17 protein-coding genes are annotated in these 21,287 nt (G+C 49.5%); 12 read left to right on the top strand and 5 right to left on the bottom strand.

The window, feature by feature from the left end; translation table 11 throughout:
* Positions 1 to 50: 50 nt before the first annotated feature.
* The 3 genes from EL645_RS30755 (at position 51) to EL645_RS30745 (ending at position 4,009) form a co-directional block, all read left to right on the top strand.
* Positions 51 to 2,396: an ATP-binding protein gene (locus tag EL645_RS30755; protein ID WP_126556030.1), complete on the top strand. Its 2,346-nt coding sequence runs from the start codon at positions 51 to 53 to the stop codon at positions 2,394 to 2,396.
* A 143-nt stretch (positions 2,397 to 2,539) separates the two neighbouring features.
* The gene (locus tag EL645_RS39695) at positions 2,540 to 2,737 is read left to right on the top strand and encodes a response regulator transcription factor (RefSeq protein WP_281276434.1); all 198 of its coding nucleotides are present in this window, start codon (positions 2,540 to 2,542) and stop codon (positions 2,735 to 2,737) included.
* A 228-nt stretch (positions 2,738 to 2,965) separates the two neighbouring features.
* Positions 2,966 to 4,009 carry a metallophosphoesterase gene (locus EL645_RS30745; protein WP_126556024.1) on the top strand — a complete coding sequence of 348 codons (1,044 nt, stop codon included), beginning with the start codon at positions 2,966 to 2,968 and terminating at the stop codon, positions 4,007 to 4,009.
* A 1,158-nt stretch (positions 4,010 to 5,167) separates the two neighbouring features.
* Here EL645_RS30745 and EL645_RS30740 read toward each other — a convergent pair.
* Positions 5,168 to 5,983, bottom strand: coding sequence for a G1 family glutamic endopeptidase (locus EL645_RS30740; protein WP_126556021.1), 816 nt, complete (start codon positions 5,981 to 5,983; stop codon positions 5,168 to 5,170).
* A 261-nt stretch (positions 5,984 to 6,244) separates the two neighbouring features.
* Between EL645_RS30740 and EL645_RS30735 the strand changes: the two genes are divergently transcribed.
* The 4 genes from EL645_RS30735 to EL645_RS30720 all read left to right on the top strand — a co-directional run bounded on the left by EL645_RS30735 (position 6,245) and on the right by EL645_RS30720 (position 8,835).
* Positions 6,245 to 7,099, top strand: a complete 855-nt coding sequence (locus tag EL645_RS30735; RefSeq protein ID WP_126556017.1) for a PHP domain-containing protein — start codon at positions 6,245 to 6,247, stop codon at positions 7,097 to 7,099.
* Between the two features lie 47 nt (positions 7,100 to 7,146).
* Positions 7,147 to 7,638 (top strand): hypothetical protein, encoded by a 492-nt coding sequence (locus EL645_RS30730; protein ID WP_126556014.1) that lies wholly within the window; start codon positions 7,147 to 7,149, stop codon positions 7,636 to 7,638.
* Between the two features lie 86 nt (positions 7,639 to 7,724).
* Positions 7,725 to 8,246 carry a GNAT family N-acetyltransferase gene (locus EL645_RS30725; RefSeq protein WP_126556011.1) on the top strand — a complete coding sequence of 174 codons (522 nt, stop codon included), beginning with the start codon at positions 7,725 to 7,727 and terminating at the stop codon, positions 8,244 to 8,246.
* A 64-nt stretch (positions 8,247 to 8,310) separates the two neighbouring features.
* The gene (locus EL645_RS30720) at positions 8,311 to 8,835 is read left to right on the top strand and encodes a GNAT family N-acetyltransferase (protein ID WP_126556008.1); all 525 of its coding nucleotides are present in this window, start codon (positions 8,311 to 8,313) and stop codon (positions 8,833 to 8,835) included.
* A 79-nt stretch (positions 8,836 to 8,914) separates the two neighbouring features.
* Here EL645_RS30720 and EL645_RS30715 read toward each other — a convergent pair whose 3' ends face one another.
* The 3 genes from EL645_RS30715 to EL645_RS30705 form a co-directional block, all read right to left on the bottom strand.
* A complete protein-coding gene (locus EL645_RS30715; protein WP_126556005.1) occupies positions 8,915 to 10,819 on the bottom strand; it encodes a bifunctional homocysteine S-methyltransferase/methylenetetrahydrofolate reductase in 1,905 nt (634 codons plus the stop codon).
* Between the two features lie 271 nt (positions 10,820 to 11,090).
* Positions 11,091 to 12,575 carry an FGGY-family carbohydrate kinase gene (locus tag EL645_RS30710; RefSeq protein ID WP_126556002.1) on the bottom strand — a complete coding sequence of 495 codons (1,485 nt, stop codon included), beginning with the start codon at positions 12,573 to 12,575 and terminating at the stop codon, positions 11,091 to 11,093.
* 110 nt (positions 12,576 to 12,685) lie between these two features.
* On the bottom strand, positions 12,686 to 13,450 hold the full coding sequence (locus EL645_RS30705; RefSeq protein ID WP_161977830.1) for a 2-phosphosulfolactate phosphatase: 765 nt from the start codon (positions 13,448 to 13,450) through the stop codon (positions 12,686 to 12,688).
* A 949-nt stretch (positions 13,451 to 14,399) separates the two neighbouring features.
* Here EL645_RS30705 and EL645_RS30700 point away from each other — a divergent pair.
* Complete coding sequence (locus EL645_RS30700; RefSeq protein WP_126555996.1) at positions 14,400 to 15,437, top strand: ADP-ribosylglycohydrolase family protein; 1,038 nt, start codon at positions 14,400 to 14,402, stop codon at positions 15,435 to 15,437.
* 64 nt (positions 15,438 to 15,501) lie between these two features.
* On the opposite strand, the gene EL645_RS30695 is transcribed toward EL645_RS30700, so the two are convergent.
* On the bottom strand, positions 15,502 to 16,266 hold the full coding sequence (locus EL645_RS30695; protein ID WP_126555993.1) for an SDR family oxidoreductase: 765 nt from the start codon (positions 16,264 to 16,266) through the stop codon (positions 15,502 to 15,504).
* A 559-nt stretch (positions 16,267 to 16,825) separates the two neighbouring features.
* On the opposite strand from EL645_RS30695, the gene EL645_RS30690 reads away from it, so the two are divergent.
* The 4 genes from EL645_RS30690 (at position 16,826) to EL645_RS30675 (ending at position 21,268) form a co-directional block, all read left to right on the top strand.
* Positions 16,826 to 17,290, top strand: a complete 465-nt coding sequence (locus EL645_RS30690) for a hypothetical protein (protein ID WP_126555990.1) — start codon at positions 16,826 to 16,828, stop codon at positions 17,288 to 17,290.
* Between the two features lie 238 nt (positions 17,291 to 17,528).
* A complete protein-coding gene (locus tag EL645_RS30685; RefSeq protein ID WP_126555987.1) occupies positions 17,529 to 18,245 on the top strand; it encodes a histidine phosphatase family protein in 717 nt (238 codons plus the stop codon).
* Positions 18,246 to 18,423: 178 nt separating this feature from the next.
* Positions 18,424 to 19,461 (top strand): NAD(P)-dependent alcohol dehydrogenase, encoded by a 1,038-nt coding sequence (locus EL645_RS30680; RefSeq protein WP_126555984.1) that lies wholly within the window; start codon positions 18,424 to 18,426, stop codon positions 19,459 to 19,461.
* Between the two features lie 133 nt (positions 19,462 to 19,594).
* Entirely contained in the window at positions 19,595 to 21,268 is a 1,674-nt protein-coding gene (locus tag EL645_RS30675; RefSeq protein WP_126555980.1) for a CocE/NonD family hydrolase, read from the top strand.
* Positions 21,269 to 21,287: the final 19 nt, after the last annotated feature.

The raw sequence follows: 21,287 nt of genomic DNA, 5'->3' as shown, positions 1-21,287 counted from the left end.
CACAAATATATATGTGATGTGAATTGCATATTGTTGGGGGAGTGAAGAGTGTGTTAGAGCCTGGCGCAAAAAATCTATCGCTGACCATGTTGCTTACTCCATGCATTGGGCGTGAGTCAGAGATAGATGCGGCTGGAACAATGCTCAAACGAGATGATGTACGGTTGTTGACGCTGATTGGTGCTGGAGGCGTTGGGAAAACACGTCTTGCGCTGGCGATTGCACAGCATATGCAGCATCTTTTCTGTGATGATTGTGCTTACATTTTCCTGGATTCCATTCGTGAGCCGGATGAGGTTATACAGGCGCTTTGTCAGCAACTTAATATCCATGCTGTGGAGCGGCAGCAACTGCTTGAGACACTCAAAGCAGCCCTCAAGGAGAAGCGTATGCTCTTGCTGCTCGATAATTTTGAGCAGGTTAGCAGCGCGGCCCCACTTCTTCTTGAATTGCTGATCGCTTGCCCACAGCTTAAGTTCCTGGTTACCAGTCGCGTTACTCTTCATGTTCGTGGTGCATATGAACTATATATTTCACCACTATCTTTACCAGATATCCAGGCGAACTATGCCCCCGCGGAACTTGTACAATCAGCCTCAGTTCGACTTTTTGTACAACGGGTGCAGACCTTCCAGCCAGATTTTCAACTCAATAAGATCAATGCAGCTTATGTTGCAAAAATTTGTGTTCACCTGGACGGATTGCCGCTCGCTCTAGAACTGGCGGCCGCGCGCCTGCGACTCTTTTCACCTCAGGCTCTTTTGGAGCGTCTGGAGAAGCGGCTCCCCCTCCTTACCAACGGCTCACATGATCTTCCTCCTCGTCAAAAGACACTAAGAGATACTCTTTCCTGGAGCTATACCTTGCTTGATTGGCAAGAACAACACCTCTTTAGATTGCTTGCTGTTTTTCAAGGTGGTTTTACGGTTGAAGCCGCCGAACAAGTATGCGGAGCAGGCCAGGGCATTGCTGATCTGCTGACTTTACTGCTTGAGAAGAGCCTTCTCCAGCAGAAGGAGTCAAATAATGGAGAGCGACGCCTGCTCATGCTCGAAACGGTGCGTGAATACGCCTGGGAATGTCTAACCCAGCATTCAGCGGAAGAAGAATTGGCGTGTCGTGCCCATGCAAATTATTATCTTACTTGGGTCGAAATGCTAGAGTCTGAACGAGAGCATATGTTGAGCAGTGTCTGGTATAGATGTCTCACACAGGAACTCGCAAATGTACGAGCCGCATGGCGTTGGACAATCGAACAGCATGAGACGGAACTGACTCTGCGCTTTGGAGGCGCGCTCCGGGCTTTCTGGATGGCGGATGGAAGCTGGCTGTATGAGAAAGAGTATCATGTCCTGTCCCAAATCCTTCTGCAGCGCGACGCCGCGAGTGTTATTCCTGTTCTGATATGGGCAAGAGCGCTGGCGACGGCTGGTATCCTGGCTTTCTATCAGCACGCCTACGATCGCTGTATATCATTCCATGAAGAGAGCCTGCTACTATACCGTCAACAGGGAGACAGCCTCGGGGCCGCCACGGTCCTCAATGAACTTGGTAAAATGGCGCGTTTACACGGCCGACGTTCTGAGGCTCTAACCTTTCTCCAAGAGAGCCTCTCGCTCTATCGAGCTGTAGGAGATCGCCCAGGGTGTGCCCGGGCACTGCTGCTTTTGGCAGATGTATTCTCTTCTCAATTTCAACCCGATGAAGCCCTGCCATTGATTCGGGAGAGTTTCGCCTTGTGCTGGGAGTTGGATGATATGCGCGGCTGCGCGGCTGCACTCAATCTACAGGCCCAGGTGTTCGATGTTCAGGGAGAACCAGAGCAAGCCCAGTTGCTGGCAGAAGAGAGCCTGGAGTTGTATCGAGGGGTTGGCGATGCGTGGGAGTTGGGCAATGGCTTTTTGGAAGTGGCAAGATTTGCACTCGTCCGCGGTGAGTATACACTTGCTTACCAGCAGGCTGCTGAGGGTCTCACTATTACGCGTGAAACCAGGAACCAGGAAGGGAGCGCCTGGGCGCTTTGCCTTATGGGACATGCCAGACTCTATCAGAACGAGGCGGTAGCAGGCATGGGCCTTCTCCAGGAGAGCCTCAAGTGTTACAAGGAGCTGGGTAACAGCAAAGGAGTGGCGCTTTTACTTCAAACCTTTGCTCGTCTTTCTTTTGAACGGCGAGACTATGCCCAGGCACAGACATATACTGAAGAGAGTCTTAGTGTTTTCATTGAGCGCGATAGCCGGTTCGCGATTGTGTATGGCCTGGAATTTCTGGGGAAGATTGTGATGGCCCAGGGCCAACCTGAGTGGGCTACACTCCTCCTGGCCGCGGCGCAACAGCACGTTCGAAGGCTGATCTTCCTAAGGCATCAGCGGACGAATCTTTATACGAGCAGCTAATTGCTAGCGCCCAGACTCAACTAGGCGAGCGTGCCTTCAAGGCGCTGTGGCAGGAGGGATGCGCACTTACACCACAACTGGCCCTCAATGCTTCTATCCTCAAACCGGTATCAGAGCATACTGCAAAAACTAAGCGCTCACCAATGCCGGCTCCGCTCACTCTTCGTGAAATGGAGGTTCTCGACCTCATGACCAGAGGGTTCACTAATCCTCAGATTGCGCGCTGCCTTACTATTAGTCCGGTTACTGTCAATGCCCATGTGCGTTCGATCTATAACAAACTGGCGGTAAATTCACGTAGTGAAGCAACCCGTTACGCGCTCGAACATCACCTGGCATAGAAATAACGCAATGGATACAAGATCTTTCTTGTATCGTTCGATTAAACGATCTTTACCTGGATTGCGCGCATGCTAAAACGTGTCTATGAAATACCCTATTTGAACGATGCTCGTTAGTACCTCTCAACCATATACTCTCCGTAGCAACAGATTGTGCTCATACCAGTTTTTAAGAGCGAAATAACTTTGTTCTTGAATTGATAAATTGAAGAGAGAGGATATCTGACCATGTTGAATGTATTAAATAATCCGGCTAGCACCTTTGAAATGCTCAGTGACTTTGCCAGGCATAATCAACTTGAGCCTGTAGAGACCTATCGCGCTGCCCTTGAGGCCATTGTCAAAGTGTTACCTCCTCCTGGTAGCTTGCTACATCTGCCTGATCTACCAACCTTAATTATCCCTGACCTACATGCTCGCCGTGAGATGCTCCTGGCAATCTTTCAGACGCCCCTCATGGAAGGCCCTTTTGCGGGTAGGCAGGTCTTTGAACTCTTACAGCAAGGACTTATAAATGTTGTCTGTGTTGGCGACATTGTGCATTCAGAAGAACGCTCCAACTGGGTAATTAATCTGGATGGAGAGTGGACTCCTGAACTGTTGGATAAAGAGATGGTGCGTTCACTTGGGGCTGGAGCTATGATCATGTATCTCAAGCTCCAATATCCTGAGCACTTCCATTGCTTACGAGGGAATCATGATGACATGGCTGCAGAATTTGGACCATTTAGAAAGTTCGTCGGATTAAAATATGATGAGCAGGATGAACCGGTACTCGTTGATGGTCAATCTGTCCTCACAGCCGATAAAGGAGAATCTCAGATTGTTAGAGACTGGATACTTGCCCGGGAAGGGTATGGACAAACGTTTTTAGATGCATGGACGCAGTTTGAGCGAGCACTTCCTTTGTTCGCTCAAGGAAGCTATTATGTGATAAGCCACACGCTTCCGGACATCTCTTTCTCTGAATCTGATCTTCATGACCCCAACAAACTACGGAATATCACCCTGGCACTGACCTCGAATAGAGGCATCAATCCCCCAGCCATAAAGAGCACGTTGGATAATCTGGGTCTTAAAGACATTGTCCAGCGCTGGTTTTATGGCCATAGCCGCGTTCTCCCTGAAAAAAATGGTGGTAAATACGAAGAGGATTTGGATGGCCTTCTTGTTCGTCTTAATAATCCGAAGAAGCAGGTCTTTGCCTATGTCCCGCTAGCAAGCGATGAGAGACGCTTTGACCCCACCAGAGATGTATATCTCATTGAGTGATATCGCCTACCAGGCCCGTTCTCTTGTTAATTGATATCAGCATTTGTATCATTTGCTCGATTGCGGGCTGGCTCACTCATCCTTTCCTTTGCCCGTCTATTTTTGCGGTTAGAATGCATTCGGATGAGTATGAACGATTGATTTACATGTGTAAATATTATAAATAGACCCATGAAGTTAAGAAAAAGGATAAACAGCGGCGGTAAGATCTGGTTGAAAGGTCCTGATATTGTAAATACACAGGATATTATCAATATACCGATTGCCTGCAATAAAGATCCAATGCCTTGTAGAAAGATGGATTGTTTGCGCCAGGTAGTTTGTTCTTGCTGCATGCTGTTGAAGCCTACGGATAGAAATAAAATGCTGTCCCCAAATATGGTAGGAGATAGAAGAGCCCAGATAACGCTGCCGAACAGGCCAAATTTGTTTCCATTGATATACTCTAAAGAGAAGAGGAGCGCAAATCCAACTATTACGACCACTCCAACCACGCGCTTGGTGGGTAGAGAGGATTGTGCCAGACAGAATGAGAGCTGATCATAAGTCGCTCCTACTCTAGTTTTGTTTATCTTTGTACGCAGTGCAGTCTAGTAGCTGCTTTTGTAGCACGTTATAGAGGTAAAGTAGATTCAGGCTCTATAAATTGAGTTGGGCAAGCCTTTTAGTATCAAGTATGGATGATGTTAAAGGAATCTGGTAGCGTGATATTGCTGGGATAGGCGATGGTTGGTTGTTTGTGATTTTTCATGGTATGGGATGATGAACGTTGTTATAGATCTGCCGGGTGATTTTGTTTTGTTTGTGGTAGGTGAGCTTTGTGTTGAGTTAGTGTTTCAGTATCGTATTGGATAATTGCTGTGCTATATGATATGTGTTTAATATAGTAGAGTTCTCGTTGTTATAAAGTCTTGCACGCATTGATATACTCTAAGAGAAGAGGAGCGCAAATCCAACTATTACGACCACTCCAACCACGCGCTTGGTGGGTAGAGAGGATTGTGCCCAGACAGAATGAGAGCTGATCATAAGTCGCTCCTACTCTAAGTTTTGTTTATCTTTGTAACGCAGTGCAGTCTAGTAGCTGCTTTTGTAGCACGTTATAAGAGGTAAAGTAGATTCAGGCTCTATAAATTGAGTTGGGCAAGCCTTTTAGTATCAAGTATGGATGATGTTAAAGGAATCTGGTAGCGTGATATTGCTGGGATAGGCGATGGTCTGGTTGTTTCGTTGCATACTTATCTGCATCATGCGTAATGCGCCGATTGATGACCAGCCGTTGTTATAGAGTACTTGCGCGCCGGTGAATTTTACCGTTTTAAAGTGTTGAAATGGATAGAGTGACGCTTCAATGTCGGTTGAGTTTAGATGTGGGTCCTCCACGATAAAATCGGCGTAGACCTGGTGCGAGGGATAATCGATGCTGGTGCTATATGAGGTATGTTGTGTTACATCATACAGTGAGAGTTGCCAACTCTGTGTGCTACCTGCAGTTAAAGTCATGATGGCGGCAATATCATCCCCGGCTTCGACCGTCATAGACGTTTCGTGGCTCAATTGTGGCACGGTCTCATACCAGACCTTATGTATCGTAAAACCTCTATCATTTGTGTAGGCCAGCGTCCCAATTTGAACCAGTTCATTCAGTGTATTCGCCCAGCCTCCCACTCCAATCCAGATAAACATATTGGAGCCGGGCTGGCCGGATACCTGTGGCTCGATCCAATGTGCTCGTACTCCCTGTATCCCTTGCTGTGGCGCTGAATAGCCGCTCCATAGAATGCTTGATTGCTGATACCAGCCAGGAAGTTTGCCTGTGGGAAGTGGCCGTACTGTTGCGATGGGCGTGGTTGCGATGGTAGCTGTTGATGTATGGATTGCAGAAATTAAGGGCTGTGTGGTAGTAGCTGGCGCGGGTATACAGCCCACCAGTAGTAGCAAACAGCAACATAAACCAATCAGCGAACGTCTCATAATCTCATCCTTTTCAAGATCCCAGGCCTCTTTTTGATGCCGCTTCCCGCTTTATCTTCGTGCGATGCAGTAATAAATTGTCCACCATAAGAACGTTCCAATAGTCATATATTAGCAGATACATTAATTTTGTATCGATATATTCTCTGCTTATTGTCTTTCTCTGCATCTTTGGAAAAACTGTTTATTTGATCAATAGTTACATTGCGCGTATTTTAAGTAGGACATGGTTGATGGTTTCTCGCTTGAAAGGACTCTCAATTGAATCCGTTAACTTCACAATTGGTATTAGCGCCTGATGACGCCATTGATTTACAGATGCATACTACTTATAGTGATGGCCGTTGGACTCCTGAGCAGCTGGTTGATTATCTGGTGAGCGAGCAGTTTGGCCTGGTGGCTGTTACTGATCATGACCGTATTGATGCGTCATTGGCGATTCAGCAACTGGCTGCTCAAAAAGGCTTACCTGTGCTGGCGGCGGTAGAGATGACGACCCGCTGGCGTAGTTATCCAACCGATATTCTCTGCTATGGCTTTAGCTCCCAACACGACGAGTTAAAGGCTCTGGGAGATGCTTTGCTCCAGGCTCAGCAGGAGAATGTGCGAGAGGTGTATGAACATTTAGTGCAAGAAGGATATCAATTTCCTCGCCAACAGACTTTGCTAGCTGCCACAGGTGGGATGCCATTGCGTGTGTCAGATATTGCTAACCTTCTGATTGGACATAGATATGCACCCAATAGCACGACTCTGTGGAAGATTTTAAGCGATGCTGGTTTGCGCGAGTTTATCAATGATATTGACCCCGTCATCGAGGCCGCCCACCGGGCAGGCGCACTCTGCATCCTGGCCCATCCTGGACGCGAAGATATTACACGCTATAGCGAAACCATGCTCGATCAATTATGTCAGGAGGTAGCCCTGGATGGTCTGGAAGTCTACTATCCCTTACACTCTGCCGAACAGACCTGTATGTACCTTGCTTATGCGCAAAATCATCATTTATTGACCAGCGCAGGCTCTGATTCCCACTCCCCTGATCGTCCACCCATCAAATATCGTGCGGATCTCTGCCGCCAATTACTGGCACGCGTCGGCATTCTGGTACAATAATCCTCATATTATTCTAGCAATGATCTGTGATTGGAAAGGTATTTGTGATGTATAGGGCACAAAATACAATCGAATTTGTACGTACCGTTATGCGGCAACTGGAGGTGTCTGATATACACACCTATCTCTTTGGTGGTTGGGCTGAAGAGCTCTGGCAACTTTCAGCTCCTCGTTCTCATGCTGATATCGATCTGCTCTATCCTGCCGCTGATTTTCAATTAGTCGATAAATGGTTACAAGAAACTGCTGGGGTTGTGGTGAGGAGTGAAAAGCATTTTCATCACAAACGAGCTCTACTCTATAACCAGGTCAAACTTGAGCTCTTCTTGTTGGAACCATTATCCAAGGGCTATGTTACAAACTATTTTGGGGATCTTTATCGTCTCTATTGGAAGCCAGACTCGTTGGTCCATTTAGAGCTACCAGATGGCGATATAATGCCACTGGCTAGCACAACTGCCCTGCAAGCTTATCAACAGCACCATCATCTGATTCAAGATGCTTATCAGCGTTACATTGGCCGTCAAGTACATCCTTAACATCACATCGATAATATGTGGACAGAAGTGTTTTGATGTTTTATGATGATTTAATCTAATCTATAGCTATAAAGGATGAGATCATTATGATACGTGGTGATAGAGTTTGTCTACGTCCGTTACGGCGCTCGGATCTGGATAGTCTCCATGAACATGCCAATGACCCTGAATTTGAGGGTGAATACAATAATTTTGGTTTGAAGCGCGATCGGCACCTGGCCACAGCCTTTGAAGATGATGGGTTGTTAAACTCACATTCTGGCAGCCTTCTTGTCACACTCCCCGACGACCAATTGATAGGCACAGTCAGCTATCATTCGGTTCGCTATGGGCCTGAATCAAGTACTGCCTATAATATTGGGATCAGTCTTTTATCAGAGCAGCGTGGTAAAGGTTATGGTGTAGAAGCCCAGAAGCTGTTGGCCGCTTACCTCTTTAAGACCTATCCTGTTATGCGCGTTGAGGCTACCACCGATATCACCAATATTGCTGAGCAGCGCGCCCTGATGAAAGCTGGCTTTACACGCGAAGGAGTGCTGCGCAAAGCCCAGTGGCGCAATGGAGATTGGCACGATATGGTGCTCTATAGCAGGCTTCGCGGTGAATAGGGCCAGTTTCGTCCACAACGATAAGGATCAGGTTATAGGATAGCGACGATAAGGATATTGTTGAATGATACATGGTGAAAAAATAAACTTGCGGCCAGTAAAGGCTGCTGATCTAGATATCATGCATAGTCGGTCTAATGATCCAGCTTTTGAAGGCGAATATAACAATTTTGGCTTAAATCCCGCTAACCATCTGCAGCGTTTGTTTGAGTTCAGTGGCTTTATGAGCTCAAAACATGGCATGCTGGTAGTAGAGAATCTGGATGGTGAGTTTGTGGGCACTGTCGATTATCGCAATGTGCGCTATGGTCCTAATGATGGCAGTAATCAATTCGCGATCGGCATTAGCCTGGCAGCTGAATATCATGGCAAAGGCTATGGGGTAGAAGCGCAAAGGCTGCTGGCCGACTATCTCTTCAGGACCTATCCTATTATGCGTGTTGAGGCTTCGACTGATGTGACCAATATTGCTGAGCAGCGTGCCCTGGAAAAGGCCGGCTTTACGCGCGAACTCATCATTCGCAAGGCCCAGTGGCGTGGTGGGGCGTGGCACGATCTGATGGTGTATAGCAAGCTGCGAGGCGAGTAGCATCTTCTTATAGTTTTTAGCGCGCCTTGTTTAATCACAGGAGCCTGGCAGTATTTTTAAAGCCAGGCTCCTGTGATTTTTATTGCCGCGTGGTGCGTTGGCGGATATAAGGGATAAGCTCGCTGATTAATTCAAAGCGGTCCAGCGGCATGATATAGGCGCCCTGAACAACTGGTTGTAGCTTATCAAAGAGCTCTTTGATGATCTCTAATCCAACGGCACCACCAGCCTCGCCCGCCTGGCGCAGGCGATTGCGAATCTCTTCAGGAATAACAATCCCAGGCACTTCGTTATGGAATTTCTCTGCTTGCTGGTAAGAGTGCAATGGTTGCAAGCCTACCAGGATTGGAATTGAAATCTCCCCATAAAGATCCTGGTATTTGTTGATGAAATGCATGAAGGTGCCTGCATCAAAGACTGGTTGGGTCATGATATATTGGGCCCCGCCTGTGATTTTGCGTTGCAGGCGCTCCAACTCTAGTTCTAGATCGGTAGCAGCCGGATTGGCGGCACAACCAATAAAGAATGATGTTGAGGCGGCCAGCTTGCGACGATTGCCGTCGAGTCCTTTATTCAAGTTATTCAATATAGAGATCAGGCCGATGCTATCGACATCCCAGATACCTGTGGAGTTGGGGAAGTCACCATGACTGGGTGGATCGCCGGTGACGGCCAGGATGTTGCGGATCTCAGTCGCATAGGCTCCGATAACATCGCTCTGTACCGCCATCAAGTTGCGGTCACGTGGGGTGAAGTGGACAATGGTCTCAATGCCCACGTTGTGCTGGATTAAGCGTGCCGCCGCCACATTATTCATTCGTACGCGAGCCATGGCATTGTCTGTGATATTAATCGTATCGGCCCCGCTCTCATGGATGAAGGTGGCGTTTTGCAGGAAACGCGTAAATTTGACGCTTCGGGGTGGGCTCATCTCAATGCTGATGACGAAGCGACCTTCTTGCAGCCGTGCGGCCAGCTGGGTAACCGGTTGTTCTTCCGTATTTTGGGCCGCATTCTCTTGCATGCGTTCGCGCAGGGCTTCTAATGTGGTTGTGTTCGACTGCGCATCGGCTTCAGGGGAGATCGTTGGGGCTAACTCACTCAATACCTCATGCATGGCGGCGATATGTCTGGGTGTGGTGCCACAGCAGCCGCCGATCAGGCGTATACCAATACCCAGGAAGCGTCGTGTGTACTCGGCAAAGTATTCGGGGGTGGCCACATAAATAAATCTGTTCCCCACACGCCTGGGTAGACCCGCGTTAGGCTGCACGGCGACAAAGAAATCTTCTGTACTATACTTGCACATGCTTTTGGCGACATCGAACATGCTGGCTGGACCCAGGGCGCAGTTGACGCCAAAGACGTTGGCGCCTAGATCACGCAATGTGCTGGCTACCGCATGCGCATCTTCACCGCTGATAATGGTGCCATCTTCGCCAAACGTCATCAAGGCGACTACGGGAAGATCTGTGACGCTGCGTACCGCCATCAGTGCCTCGCGCATCTCGGCCAGGTCCGACATCGTTTCGATGATCAGAAGATCTACGCCGCTTTGTAGCAGGGCTTCAGTCTGTTCGGCAAAGGCGGCGCGCGCATCGGCAGGTTGAATATTGCCAATCGGAGCCAGGGGGCTACCCAGCGGACCAATATTTCCCGCCAGGAAAATCGGCTGCTCGCTTAAATCGCGCACATCACGGGCAATTTTTGCGCCTGCCCGATTGATCTCTACCACCTGGTTCTCCAGGCCATGCTCGGCGAGCCGATAGCGATTGGCGCCAAAGGTATTCGTTTCAATAATCTGGGCACCGGCCGCCACATAATCCAGGTGAATGGACTTAATGAGCTCAGGATTCGTGAGATTCAGGTGCTCAAAGCACCGTTCATAGGAGATCCCGCGAGCATAGAGCTCTGTTCCCATTCCTCCATCACATAATAATGGACCATTGCGTAATCGTTCTAGAAATGGATTGTGTCTTTTCATTGTTAATATGGCGCTTTCTTAGCAATGGAACGTGTGCTGATATCCCAAAATTTGGTTATCTCACGAAGAATAATAATCTCAATATGCGGATAGCTGGATCCTATCTTTTACGGTTTACTGATATTGAGTTTTATTGACAGCAGTATACCACATCTTTGCGCTAAAACATGCTACTAACAGGGGGATGAAGGTTATTTGGATTTCAACACTTCTAGTTTATGACATAGGCAGCATCGCATAAACTAGAAGTGTTAAAGCAAAGGTTATATATTTAACTTTTTTCTTGCAGGTTCGCTAACTGGTGAACCTGTTTGAGGGTGGCTGGATAAAGCTCTCTATAGATACTGTAGAGTTGCTGGTAGGTAGCTTGTGTTTGAGGATCAGGCTGCACAATGGCCGCTCGCTTGTTCCATGTCTGCTTTTCGCTTGCCAGCCCCACTGCAATGGCAGCCAGCCAGGCATCGCCATAGCTGGCGCCGATGGTTTGCTCTGGTAATTCCTGGGTACGGCCAGTGATATCTGAGACAATCTGGGTCCATAAGCCGCCCCTGGTACCGCCTCCAACGGCTACTATGCGCTTTCCTCCGCTACCGGCTTCTGCCATGGTTTCTAATATATGACGCACACCATAGGCAGTGGCCTCCAGCAAGGCACGATAGATATGTCCCCTGCCATGGCTTAAAGTGAGCCCGCTGATGACTCCACGTGCCTGTGGATCAAAGATAGGGGTGCGCTCACCCGCGAAATAAGGGAGAATAACCAGGCCATCCGAGCCGGGTTTGACCACGGCCGCCTCTTTTAAAAGCTGTTCGTAGGGAAGATCGTTGACTAGCTGGCGAAACCAGCCAGTCAATGCACCCGAGGTTGCCATACCGGCGGCTAATGTTTGTGTACCGGGAAAAATGCCGGCCGTACCCCAGAGGGATGAAGTAGGATGTAGTTCTTGCAGTATTTCTACAAAGAACATTGTGGTTCCGTACATGATCATCAGATCACCGGGCTCTCGCACCCCCGCGCTGGCTGCCTCGGCCCAGGCATCGATTGTTCCTGCCGCGACCGGCGTTCCCTCGGGAATGCCCGTAACTTTGGCCGCGCTCCTGCTAACCGTGCCTGCGATTTCTGCTGGCCATAGCAAGCGCGGTAATTGCAGTCCCGGCGCGATCTCCTGCGCCCATTCGGGAATCCAACGCTGCTGCTTAAGATTGTAAAGTGGATCGCATTGGCTGGCTGAATGATGATCTAAAATATATTCACCGGTCAGGCGCAGCACGATAAATGAACTGGCCATCAACATATAGTGTGTTTTTTGCCATATTTCTGTTTCATGGCGTTGCAGCCAGAGGAGCTTGGGACCAATGGCCTGCGTAGTCAGTGGCGAGCCACAGCGCTCTAAAATAGTCTCGGTACCGTAGCGTTCGCTTAAATCGGCAATCTCTTGCGTGGCCCGGGTATCGATGCCATAAAGGATGGCTGGTCGCAGTGGCATACCATCTTTGTCCGCTACCTGCAAGCATGCCCCTATTCCGCTGACACAGAGGGCGGCGATCCCATCAGGTGCTTGAGGGAGCAATTCCTGGCAGATCGCTATAAAATCTTGCCACCAGATCGTTTCTGCATCGTGTTCAGCCCAGCCAGGGCGGGGGAGTGAGAGAGGATGAGCCCGCTCGCTAGTGGCTACAATTGCTCCATCGGATCGAGCCAGTACACCCTTTGTACTGGAGGTGCCAATGTCTATGCCGAGTAGTAATGCGCTCATAGTTCCTCCATCTGATTTATCAGTGTAAAAAAGATCCTACACAATTTTACCTCTTTGTGGCTCTAGCCTGCTATGTGTAGAACCCTGCTGAGCGCTCTCCTATAGATGGCTTAAATTTCGACAAGCTGGGATGCTGGATAGGCGAGCTGGAGGAGACCCGTTTCATGTTCCACACCCGTGACCATAGGAACGCAGGTACTCTGATTCCTGGCGAGACAGTATTCCAGGTCCTTTTGTTGTCCAATGGCGAGCAGATCGCGCGAGGATTGAGCTTTCTCAAGCAGCATGGCGGGAGGGTAGTTTTCGTAAATGGTGATGGCACCGTGGACGCTATCATGAATGTTGATATCAGGATATTGGTGTAGTAGTTCCTGGGCCAGGTAGCCTGCACAGGCAGCATCTTCCAGAGCAAAGTAGCCATATTCGGCTGCGCAGATGATGGCGATATCGCATTGGCGCTCCTGGGCCATCTCCAACGCCTGGCTGACAGCAGCAACTCCATTATAGAAACAACCAGCCAGGCGTACACTTTTTTCGGGGCAAGCGAACAAGGCACGGGTACCATTGCTGGTAGTAAGAACAAGCTCACGATTACTGAGATCCATCCCTGCAAACTGGGCTGGCGAATTCCCATAATCAAAGCCAGCAGGGGTTTCGGTATGACGTTCCCCACACAAGATTCGACCCGGCACTTTGCGTCCGGCCTCCAGAGCCTGCTCAAGTGTTTGGGCGGCCAAAACCTGCCGGGCGCCTTGTTCAAACATAACGGTCATCGTTGTAGTTGCACGCATTACATCAATTACAATATAAACATCATCAACTGACGGCTCAACAAAGCTAAGTTCGGCCGGATTAAAGTAAATTCTGAGCTGCAAACGGTTTCTCCTCATATACTTTTCACACTAAAAAGGTGAGCCGCTCAAGGTGGGTCAACCTCTACCCTTACTATACACGATTCTGGGTAGATTACAATTACAGGAGTTTAGAATAAAACTCCTGTCCATCATGTATACAATGTCTACTATCACTCTCGCGCGGACGTGCGCATACGCGCCCGAGCTTTTATTCTTGGGTGGTGCGAAAAGGGCGCTGGGCGCCCTTTTCGCACCACCCAAGAATACTCATGAGTACCTGCGGTGCTGAGAAAGCGGTTTTCTAAGTTGATGCAACAGGGGCGCTGGGCGCCCTTTTCGCACCACCCAAGAATACTCATGAGTACCTGCGGTGCTGAGAAAGCGGTTTTCTAAGTTGATGCAACAGGGGCGCATGCACGCCCTTTTTCGCACCACCCAAGAATACTCATGAGTACCTGCGGTGCTGAGAAAGCGGTTTTCTAAGTTAGTGCAACAGGGGCGCATGCACGCCCTTTTTCGCACCACCCAAGAATACTCATGAGTACCTGCGGTGCTGAGAAAGCGGTTTTCTAAGTTAGTGCAACAGGGGCGCATGCACGCCTTTTTTCGCACCACCCAAGAATACTCATGAGTACCTGCGGTGCTGAGAAAGCGGTTTTCTAAGTTGATGCAACAGGGGCGCATCCGCGCCCCTGTTGCATCAACTTAGAAAACCAGCGCGGCCGCGCATGCGGACGCCCGGGTGGGAGCGCTCAAGCGTCCAGATGAGAGTCTGGCACATTCTATGTATGCGTATCGAAGCAGGGGGTGCCGGGGGACGGCAGTCCCATGGCCATCGCCCCTCCCTTACTTATTTGATCGACGCCGCAGGCAGCGCTTGAGATCCTCTATACAATGTAATTCTTACTATGATATATTAGAGTCATTCTATCATCTTTGCTATGTTTAAAGTCAGAGAGTATGTACATATATGCAAAATTCTATCGATAGAAGCCTTCGCACACAACGCGCATCAGGATGCCTCTTTGGATTGGCTTATGGAGACGCTTTGGGTGCCGACACTGAATTCCTTTCCGTTGACGAAATTCTCCACCGCTATCCACCCGTAGGACCTCGTGAGTTGGCCCAGAGTTCTCCTGCCCGCGTGACCGATGATACGCAGATGACATTGGCTGTGGGAGAGGCCCTGCTGCAAGCGGAGCAACCATATACTGCTAAGACCCTGGAAGATCCTCTGCGGGATGCGTTTATTGCCTGGAATGAAAGTCCAGAGAATAATCGTGCTCCAGGCATGACCTGTATCCACGCCTGCGAGTACCTGGCTTGCGGCTTACCATGGTATAAAGCTACGATTAATCATTCTAAGGGTTGCGGCGCAAATATGCGTGTAGCACCAGTAGGGTTGTTGACGGCTAGCAACAGCGGGGTGACGGCTCAGAGTCGGGCCGCTATCGCGCAATTTCAAGCGGCCCTGACCCATGGCCATCCAACTGGTCTGGCGGCGGCTGATCTTACAGCTTATGTCGTTGCTGACCTGGTAGCAGGCGGCGAACCAGCGGATTTGCCTGAACGTTTGATCGATTATGCTCATAGCCAGCGCTCAATTTATCATGCCGATTGGCTGGGACCGCTCTGGCATCGTCCAGCAGCTTCGTCGCCCGCCAACTTTATTGAGCGTGGGTGGGATGAATGCCTGATTGCTTTGGAGCGTTTGCACTATGCTATGCAACAGATAGATCGCCAGGGAGATCCTTGTCTGGCTACTGGTGCTGGTTGGATTGCCGAAGAAGCTTTAGCTACCGGCCTGTATTGCTTCTTGATGTATCCTGAAGACCCTATCTCAGCTATTCAACGTGCCGCTGTAAGTTCGGGTGACTCTGACTCGATTGCTTGCCTGACGGGTGCTTTTGCGGGTGCGCATCTAGGTCTGGCTGCCTGGCCAGCTGAGTGGCTTGAACGTATTGAATATCGGGAGCGCCTGGCGCGCCTGGGAGACGCCTGGGACTAATTGTCCCAGGTGCACTTGTTCGGTTGATGCTCTGATCTGGCCAGCTATCTGTGGGGAATAGTGTCTACATACCGCCGCGTGAATGGATGATCTGGCCGGTAATCCAGTTGGAATTTTCACTGGTTAAGAACGTAATCAGGCGGGCGGCATCTTCTGGTTGACCGATACGTCCCTGGGGCGCTATCTGGTTGAGGTGGCGTTTAAGTTCCTTTGTCATCCAACCTGTATCGGTCGGACCTGGATCGATGGCGTTGACTGTGATGCTCTTAGGGGCCAGGGCCGCTGCAAGAGAAATAGTAAAGGCTTCAATGGCTCCTTTGCTGGCTCCATAGGCCAGCTCGTCGGGCATAGGTTGCGCCTGTCCCGAAATCAAATTTACGATGTGCCCATTGAATGTGCTCTGAAAGCGTCGCGCAAATTCGACGCTAAGTAGCAGGGTACCTCGGATATTGACTGCATAATGGGCGTCCAGAATCGCGGCATCCAGTTCCTCGTAGCCATCCCGGGCTGAATAAGCAGCATTATTAACCAGTATGGTCGGAGAACCCAGCTGATCTTCGACAAAATCCATAATTTGTGTGGCCGCTTCTGGTTGCGCTTGATCGACTTCCATTCTGACACAACGTACTCCAGTTTTCCAGATAGCCTCCTGCAAGGCTTCAGGTTCGCCTGCGGTGCCATATGTGTTGCGATCAAATGCTGTCCAATAGGTAAAAAAGATATCGGTCCCTTCTGCTGCCAACGCTTTGCAAACAGCGGCACCAATACCATGTGCACGACTGGCTCCGGTGACAATCGCAATGCGACGAGGCGTACTATTCGGGTCCATACAATTTCTCCTCACTCAATATGCCGTTTACCCTTATACTGTAACTTATTTCGCTGTCACATGTATACCCTGTCACATGTATAGACAGGGCTTTTTCATGTTCCTCTTTGGCGCCTGCGGCACCACCCACACTCCACATCTGAAAGAATGTCCATCTTCTTATTCGGGTTCTGGATTTTGCTAGCCTGTGTGCTCACATGCACAGCATTTAATGCCATATAAATATCTTAATACCTTAAAAGTGTACACATATTTTATAAAGTTATATATAATATTTTCTATTTCTTTTGGTTATTATAATGAGTTTTGAGAGGAAGTAGCGATGTGATGTTTCAAAGCTTTACGCATTCACACGCCTCCTTTCCAATTAATCGGGTAAGAAAGGAAATGCTTATGAAAAAAGGTAAGAAGCATTTACTAAAGAGCGGATTGGGTGTACTGGCAGTAGCCTTCGCTCTGTCAGCCAGTATTCTTAGCAGTCATTCTGCTCTGGCTGCCACCACATCTCCGTCGTGTTCTTCCAACCATACGCTTCAGGTTACCCACAATAAGAGCAATTGTGAGGCTCAGACCTCTTCTGTTGCTCAGCCAGCCTACTATCCGGATCCCAGCCAATGGCCGTCAGATTGGTGTGCCGGATTATATGCACCAGGATGGTGGTATGGCCCCTATGGGCAGGTCTGGTGTGATGAATATCATATTCCTGGTTGGTGGGATTGGTATAGCCATAGCTGGTTACCCCCATTCTATCAATATCAAACCTGGGTATCCAGTCATCAGTATAGTTACCCTGGTAGCTATTATGGCGGTTCCGGCTATGGCGGTTCCGGCTATGGTGGCCCTGGAGATCACGGCGGTCCTGGAGATCATGGTGGCCCTGGAGATCACGGCGGTCCTGGAGATCATGGTGGCCCTGGAGATCATGGTGGCCCTGGTGGCCATAGTGGCCCTGGAGGTCCTGGAGGTCCTGGTAGCCATGGTGGCCATTAGTTTTACCCATAGTGATATTCTTTTAGCTGATTGATGTTTTTGTTTAGTCCTTAGAATTGTTTCTGATTACATATAAAATAGCTGCCTGCAGATTCTCTGGTTAGAGAACTTTGCAGGCAGCTGTTATTTTGACGACGAGCTGTATTAAGCGTGGCAGATAGTGGTCGGACACTCTTTGTGACTATGATAGTACTGCAGATCTCCGACCTTATAAGTTATATTTAGAAGTGTTAATGCTTATTTACTACTCAATAATAGTAATTGGAGGCTTCATGACTACTAATTTGTATTTAATTCGCCATGGAGAAGCGGTAACTGCTATCCAGGGTTTAATTGGTGATGGCGAACTGTCTCAACTTGGTGTGATGCAGGCTGAGCATTTGCGTGATCGTCTGGCCGCTACCCATGAGATCGAGGCTGATGTCTTGATCGCCAGTACCTTGCGTCGTGCTCGACAGACAGCGGAGATTATCTCTCCCGCACTGGATTTGCCGCTGTTATTGGATGAGGAAATTCAGGAGATCCGTCCAGGTGGACCAGATGGTATATCGGTTGAAGAATATCGAAAGACATTTGGCTGGGTTGATTTTAGACAGACCCCATTGACGCAGCCCGCGCCTGATGGTGAAAATTGGGGTCAATTTCAATTGCGTGTCGGCACTGCTCTAGAGCGCATTATCCGTACCTATGAAGACAAGACAATCGTATTGGTATGTCATGGTGGTGTGATTGATGGCTCTTTTATCTATTTTCATCAATTAAGCTCTCTGGCAGTTCCAGTGGCTGGCTTTAGAACCCGCAATACTTCCATTACTCACTGGCAGAAACGTGGACCCGATCGACGTTGGCGGCTTGTGCGCTATAATGATGCTCTTCACTTGCACGATATCGGTACCCCTGAGCGTATTCCCTGGGACAAGATACGCCCTATTCCTGCGTCTGATGAGGATCGTCCAGTTGATCCGGTCCCCACCGAAGAACATCAATAAATGTATATATTAAGCTGCTCTGGCAGACTCACGATAGAGCTGAAGTGCTATAATGGCCTGTACTGTATGCAAAAGACTATGAGTAATTAAGCGGTGGAGGGAAGATGGTGGGTGTGGTTGGTGCGTGTCGCATTGCTGAGATCGGTGTTTGATCTGTTTTGATGAAGAAAGGTTTGTCATGGTTGCTCTTGTTTTGGAGAAGGCACATGAGTTGTCGTTGCGCGACATTGAATTGCCAACAGAGCTGGGTTCACAAGATGTGCGTATCGCTATTCATACAGTAGGTATTTGTGGTAGTGATGTACATTATTATGAGCATGGAGCTATTGGTCAATTTGTGGTACAGGCCCCGATGGTGTTGGGACACGAGGCTTCAGGCACGGTGGTAGAGCGCGGTGGCGAGGTGACCCATCTTAAAGTGGGAGATCGCGTCTGCATGGAGCCTGGTATTCCTGATCCCAATAGCAAGGCCAGTCGACTTGGCATCTATAACCTGGATCCGGCGGTACGCTTCTGGGCTACGCCGCCAGTGCATGGTTGTTTGACTCCATTTGTGGTCCATCCGGCAGCCTTTACCTTCAAATTGCCCGACACCGTGAGCTTTGCTGAAGGTGCTATGGTTGAGCCGCTGGCCGTTGGGATGCACGCGGCCACCAAGGCCAGAATCAAGCCCGGAGATCTGGCTGTGGTAATGGGGGCTGGCCCGATTGGGATGGTTACGGCGTTAGCCGCACTGGCTGGCGGATGTAGCCAGGTAGTTATTACTGATGTGGTCCAGGAGAAGCTGGAGCTGGCCCGGCAACTGGGCCCGATTGTGCCGGTAAATGTGGCTCAGCAGAGTGTGGTTGAGGTTGTGCAACGACTGACAGATGGTTGGGGGGCAGATATTGTGTTCGAAGCGAGCGGCAATGCCAGGTCTGTGGCCAGTGTCTTTGAACCTCTGTGCCCGGCTGGTCGCGTTGTTTTTATTGGCATGCCGGGTGCTCCGGTGGCTCTGGATATTGTCGCGGCCCAGGCTAAGGAGGCCAGTATCGAAACCGTCTTCCGTTATGCCCATGTTTATCCACGTGCCCTGGCCTTGCTTGGAAGCGGTCAGCTAAATGTAAAACCCTTAATCACCGATACCTTCTCGTTTCAGGAAAGCATTGACGCTTTTAAGTTTGCAACCCACATGAAACCCACATCCGTAAAGGCACAGATCGTGCTACCTGCCTGAGATTCTGGGAGGGAGTGTTGCAAACTACCAGTTTGTGACACTCCTACTTGAATATTTACCAGTATTTGTTTTATGCTTGCCTGCTCTGTGGTAGACTTTGCTATATATTAACCAGGTAGGGAGAAGCTTTTTAATGACAACAGCATATCCTCGTGAGTTACAAATTCAGTTTGATCAACGTGTTCCGATGCGCGATGGCATTACCTTATCCGCTGACATTTATATGCCGGTCGGTAAAATGCAGCAGCCTGGTCCGCGCCCGGTTATTTTATCGCGTACACCATATATGAAGGCCGAGGTCAGCCTGCAGACCGCCAAGTATTTTGTGCGCCACGGCTATATCTTTGTGGCGATGGATGTTCGCGGACGTGGCGATTCTGATGGCGATTTCGTACCCTATTTTAATGAGGGGCGTGATGGCTATGATGCCGTTGAGTGGTGCGCCAATCAGCCCTGGTCGAATGGCAATGTAGGGACAATTGGAGCCTCATATGGTGGTCGTATCCAATGGCTTACTGCGGTGGAGCGTCCGCCACACCTTAAAGCCATGGTTGTGCTGGTGCCCCCCTCTGATCCTTTTGTTGAAACTCCTACCGGGACACCCAGCCCGATGCATTTGTGCTGGTTGCACCTGGTTAGCGGCCGTGCGCTTCAATCAATGGAAGTGGTGGAGTGGGAGCAGGTTTATCAGCATCTGCCGTTGCTGACAATGGATGAGAGTGTTGGTAGAAGCATCTCATCCTGGCGTACTGAAATGCAGCATACCCAGCTGGACTCCTACTGGGAACCATTGTGCTATCAACAGAAATTTGATCGGGTTGATGTGCCTGCCCTGCATATCTCGGGTTGGTACGATGATGAGCAGATCGGTACACCACTGAATTATATTGGCATGACTACTAAAGGCGCGACCCCTGAGGCACGCGTGAATCAGCGTTTATTGATGGGTCCCTGGGGCCATAATACCAACGCGGATTCCAGGATTGGTGATGTCGATTTTGGCCCTCAAGCCATTATTGATATGCGCGCAGAGCAGTTGCGCTGGTATGATCGTTATCTTAAAGGCCAACCTGTTGAGGTCGGGGCTCCGGTACGCATTTTTGTGATGGGTAATAATGAGTGGCGCAATGAACAGGAATGGCCACTCGCTCGTACTCGCTGGACGCCTTACTATTTTCATAGCCAGGGACGTGCTAATAGCCGTTTTGGGAATGGCCTGCTTTCTCCTATCCAACCAGACACCGAGCCAGCTGATACCTATCTCTACGATCCAGCAAATGCGGTCCCCTTTATTACTGATGCGACCTCTTCTCAGATTGGTGGTCCGGACGACTATTCGTCTTTGCAGCGCCGAGATGATGTTCTGGTCTATGCCAGTGAGCCGTTGCAGGAAGATGTGGAGGTTACCGGACCTATTACGGTTAATCTCTATGCATCCTCTTCCGCGCCCGATACTGATTTTATGGCCATGCTGATTGATGTCTGGCCCAATGGTTTCCGGCAACGTCTCTGCGATAGTATGGTGCGCGCCCGTTTCCGCAATGGTATGGATAAGCCTGAACTCATTGAGCCCGGGCAGATCTATCAATACACCATTGATTGTTGGAATGTTTCACAGGTTTTTAAAGCTGGCCATCGTATCTGTGTCCAGGTTACCTCCAGTGCTTTCCCTAAATATGATCGTAACCAGAATACAGGGGCACCACTGGGTATAACCAGCGAGCTGGCTGTGGCCGAGCAGCGTATCTATCACGATGCCGAACATCCCTCAGCTGTCATACTGCCAGTTATCCCGTCAGCTGAATAAGCTGGTCGGTCGTCTTCTT

It is taken from the genome of Dictyobacter kobayashii, from assembly GCF_003967555.1.
In the GTDB taxonomy this organism is placed as follows: domain Bacteria; phylum Chloroflexota; class Ktedonobacteria; order Ktedonobacterales; family Ktedonobacteraceae; genus Dictyobacter; species Dictyobacter kobayashii.
Note: the sequence above shows the minus strand (reverse complement) of the source record. Positions and strands in the feature narration are given on the sequence as shown.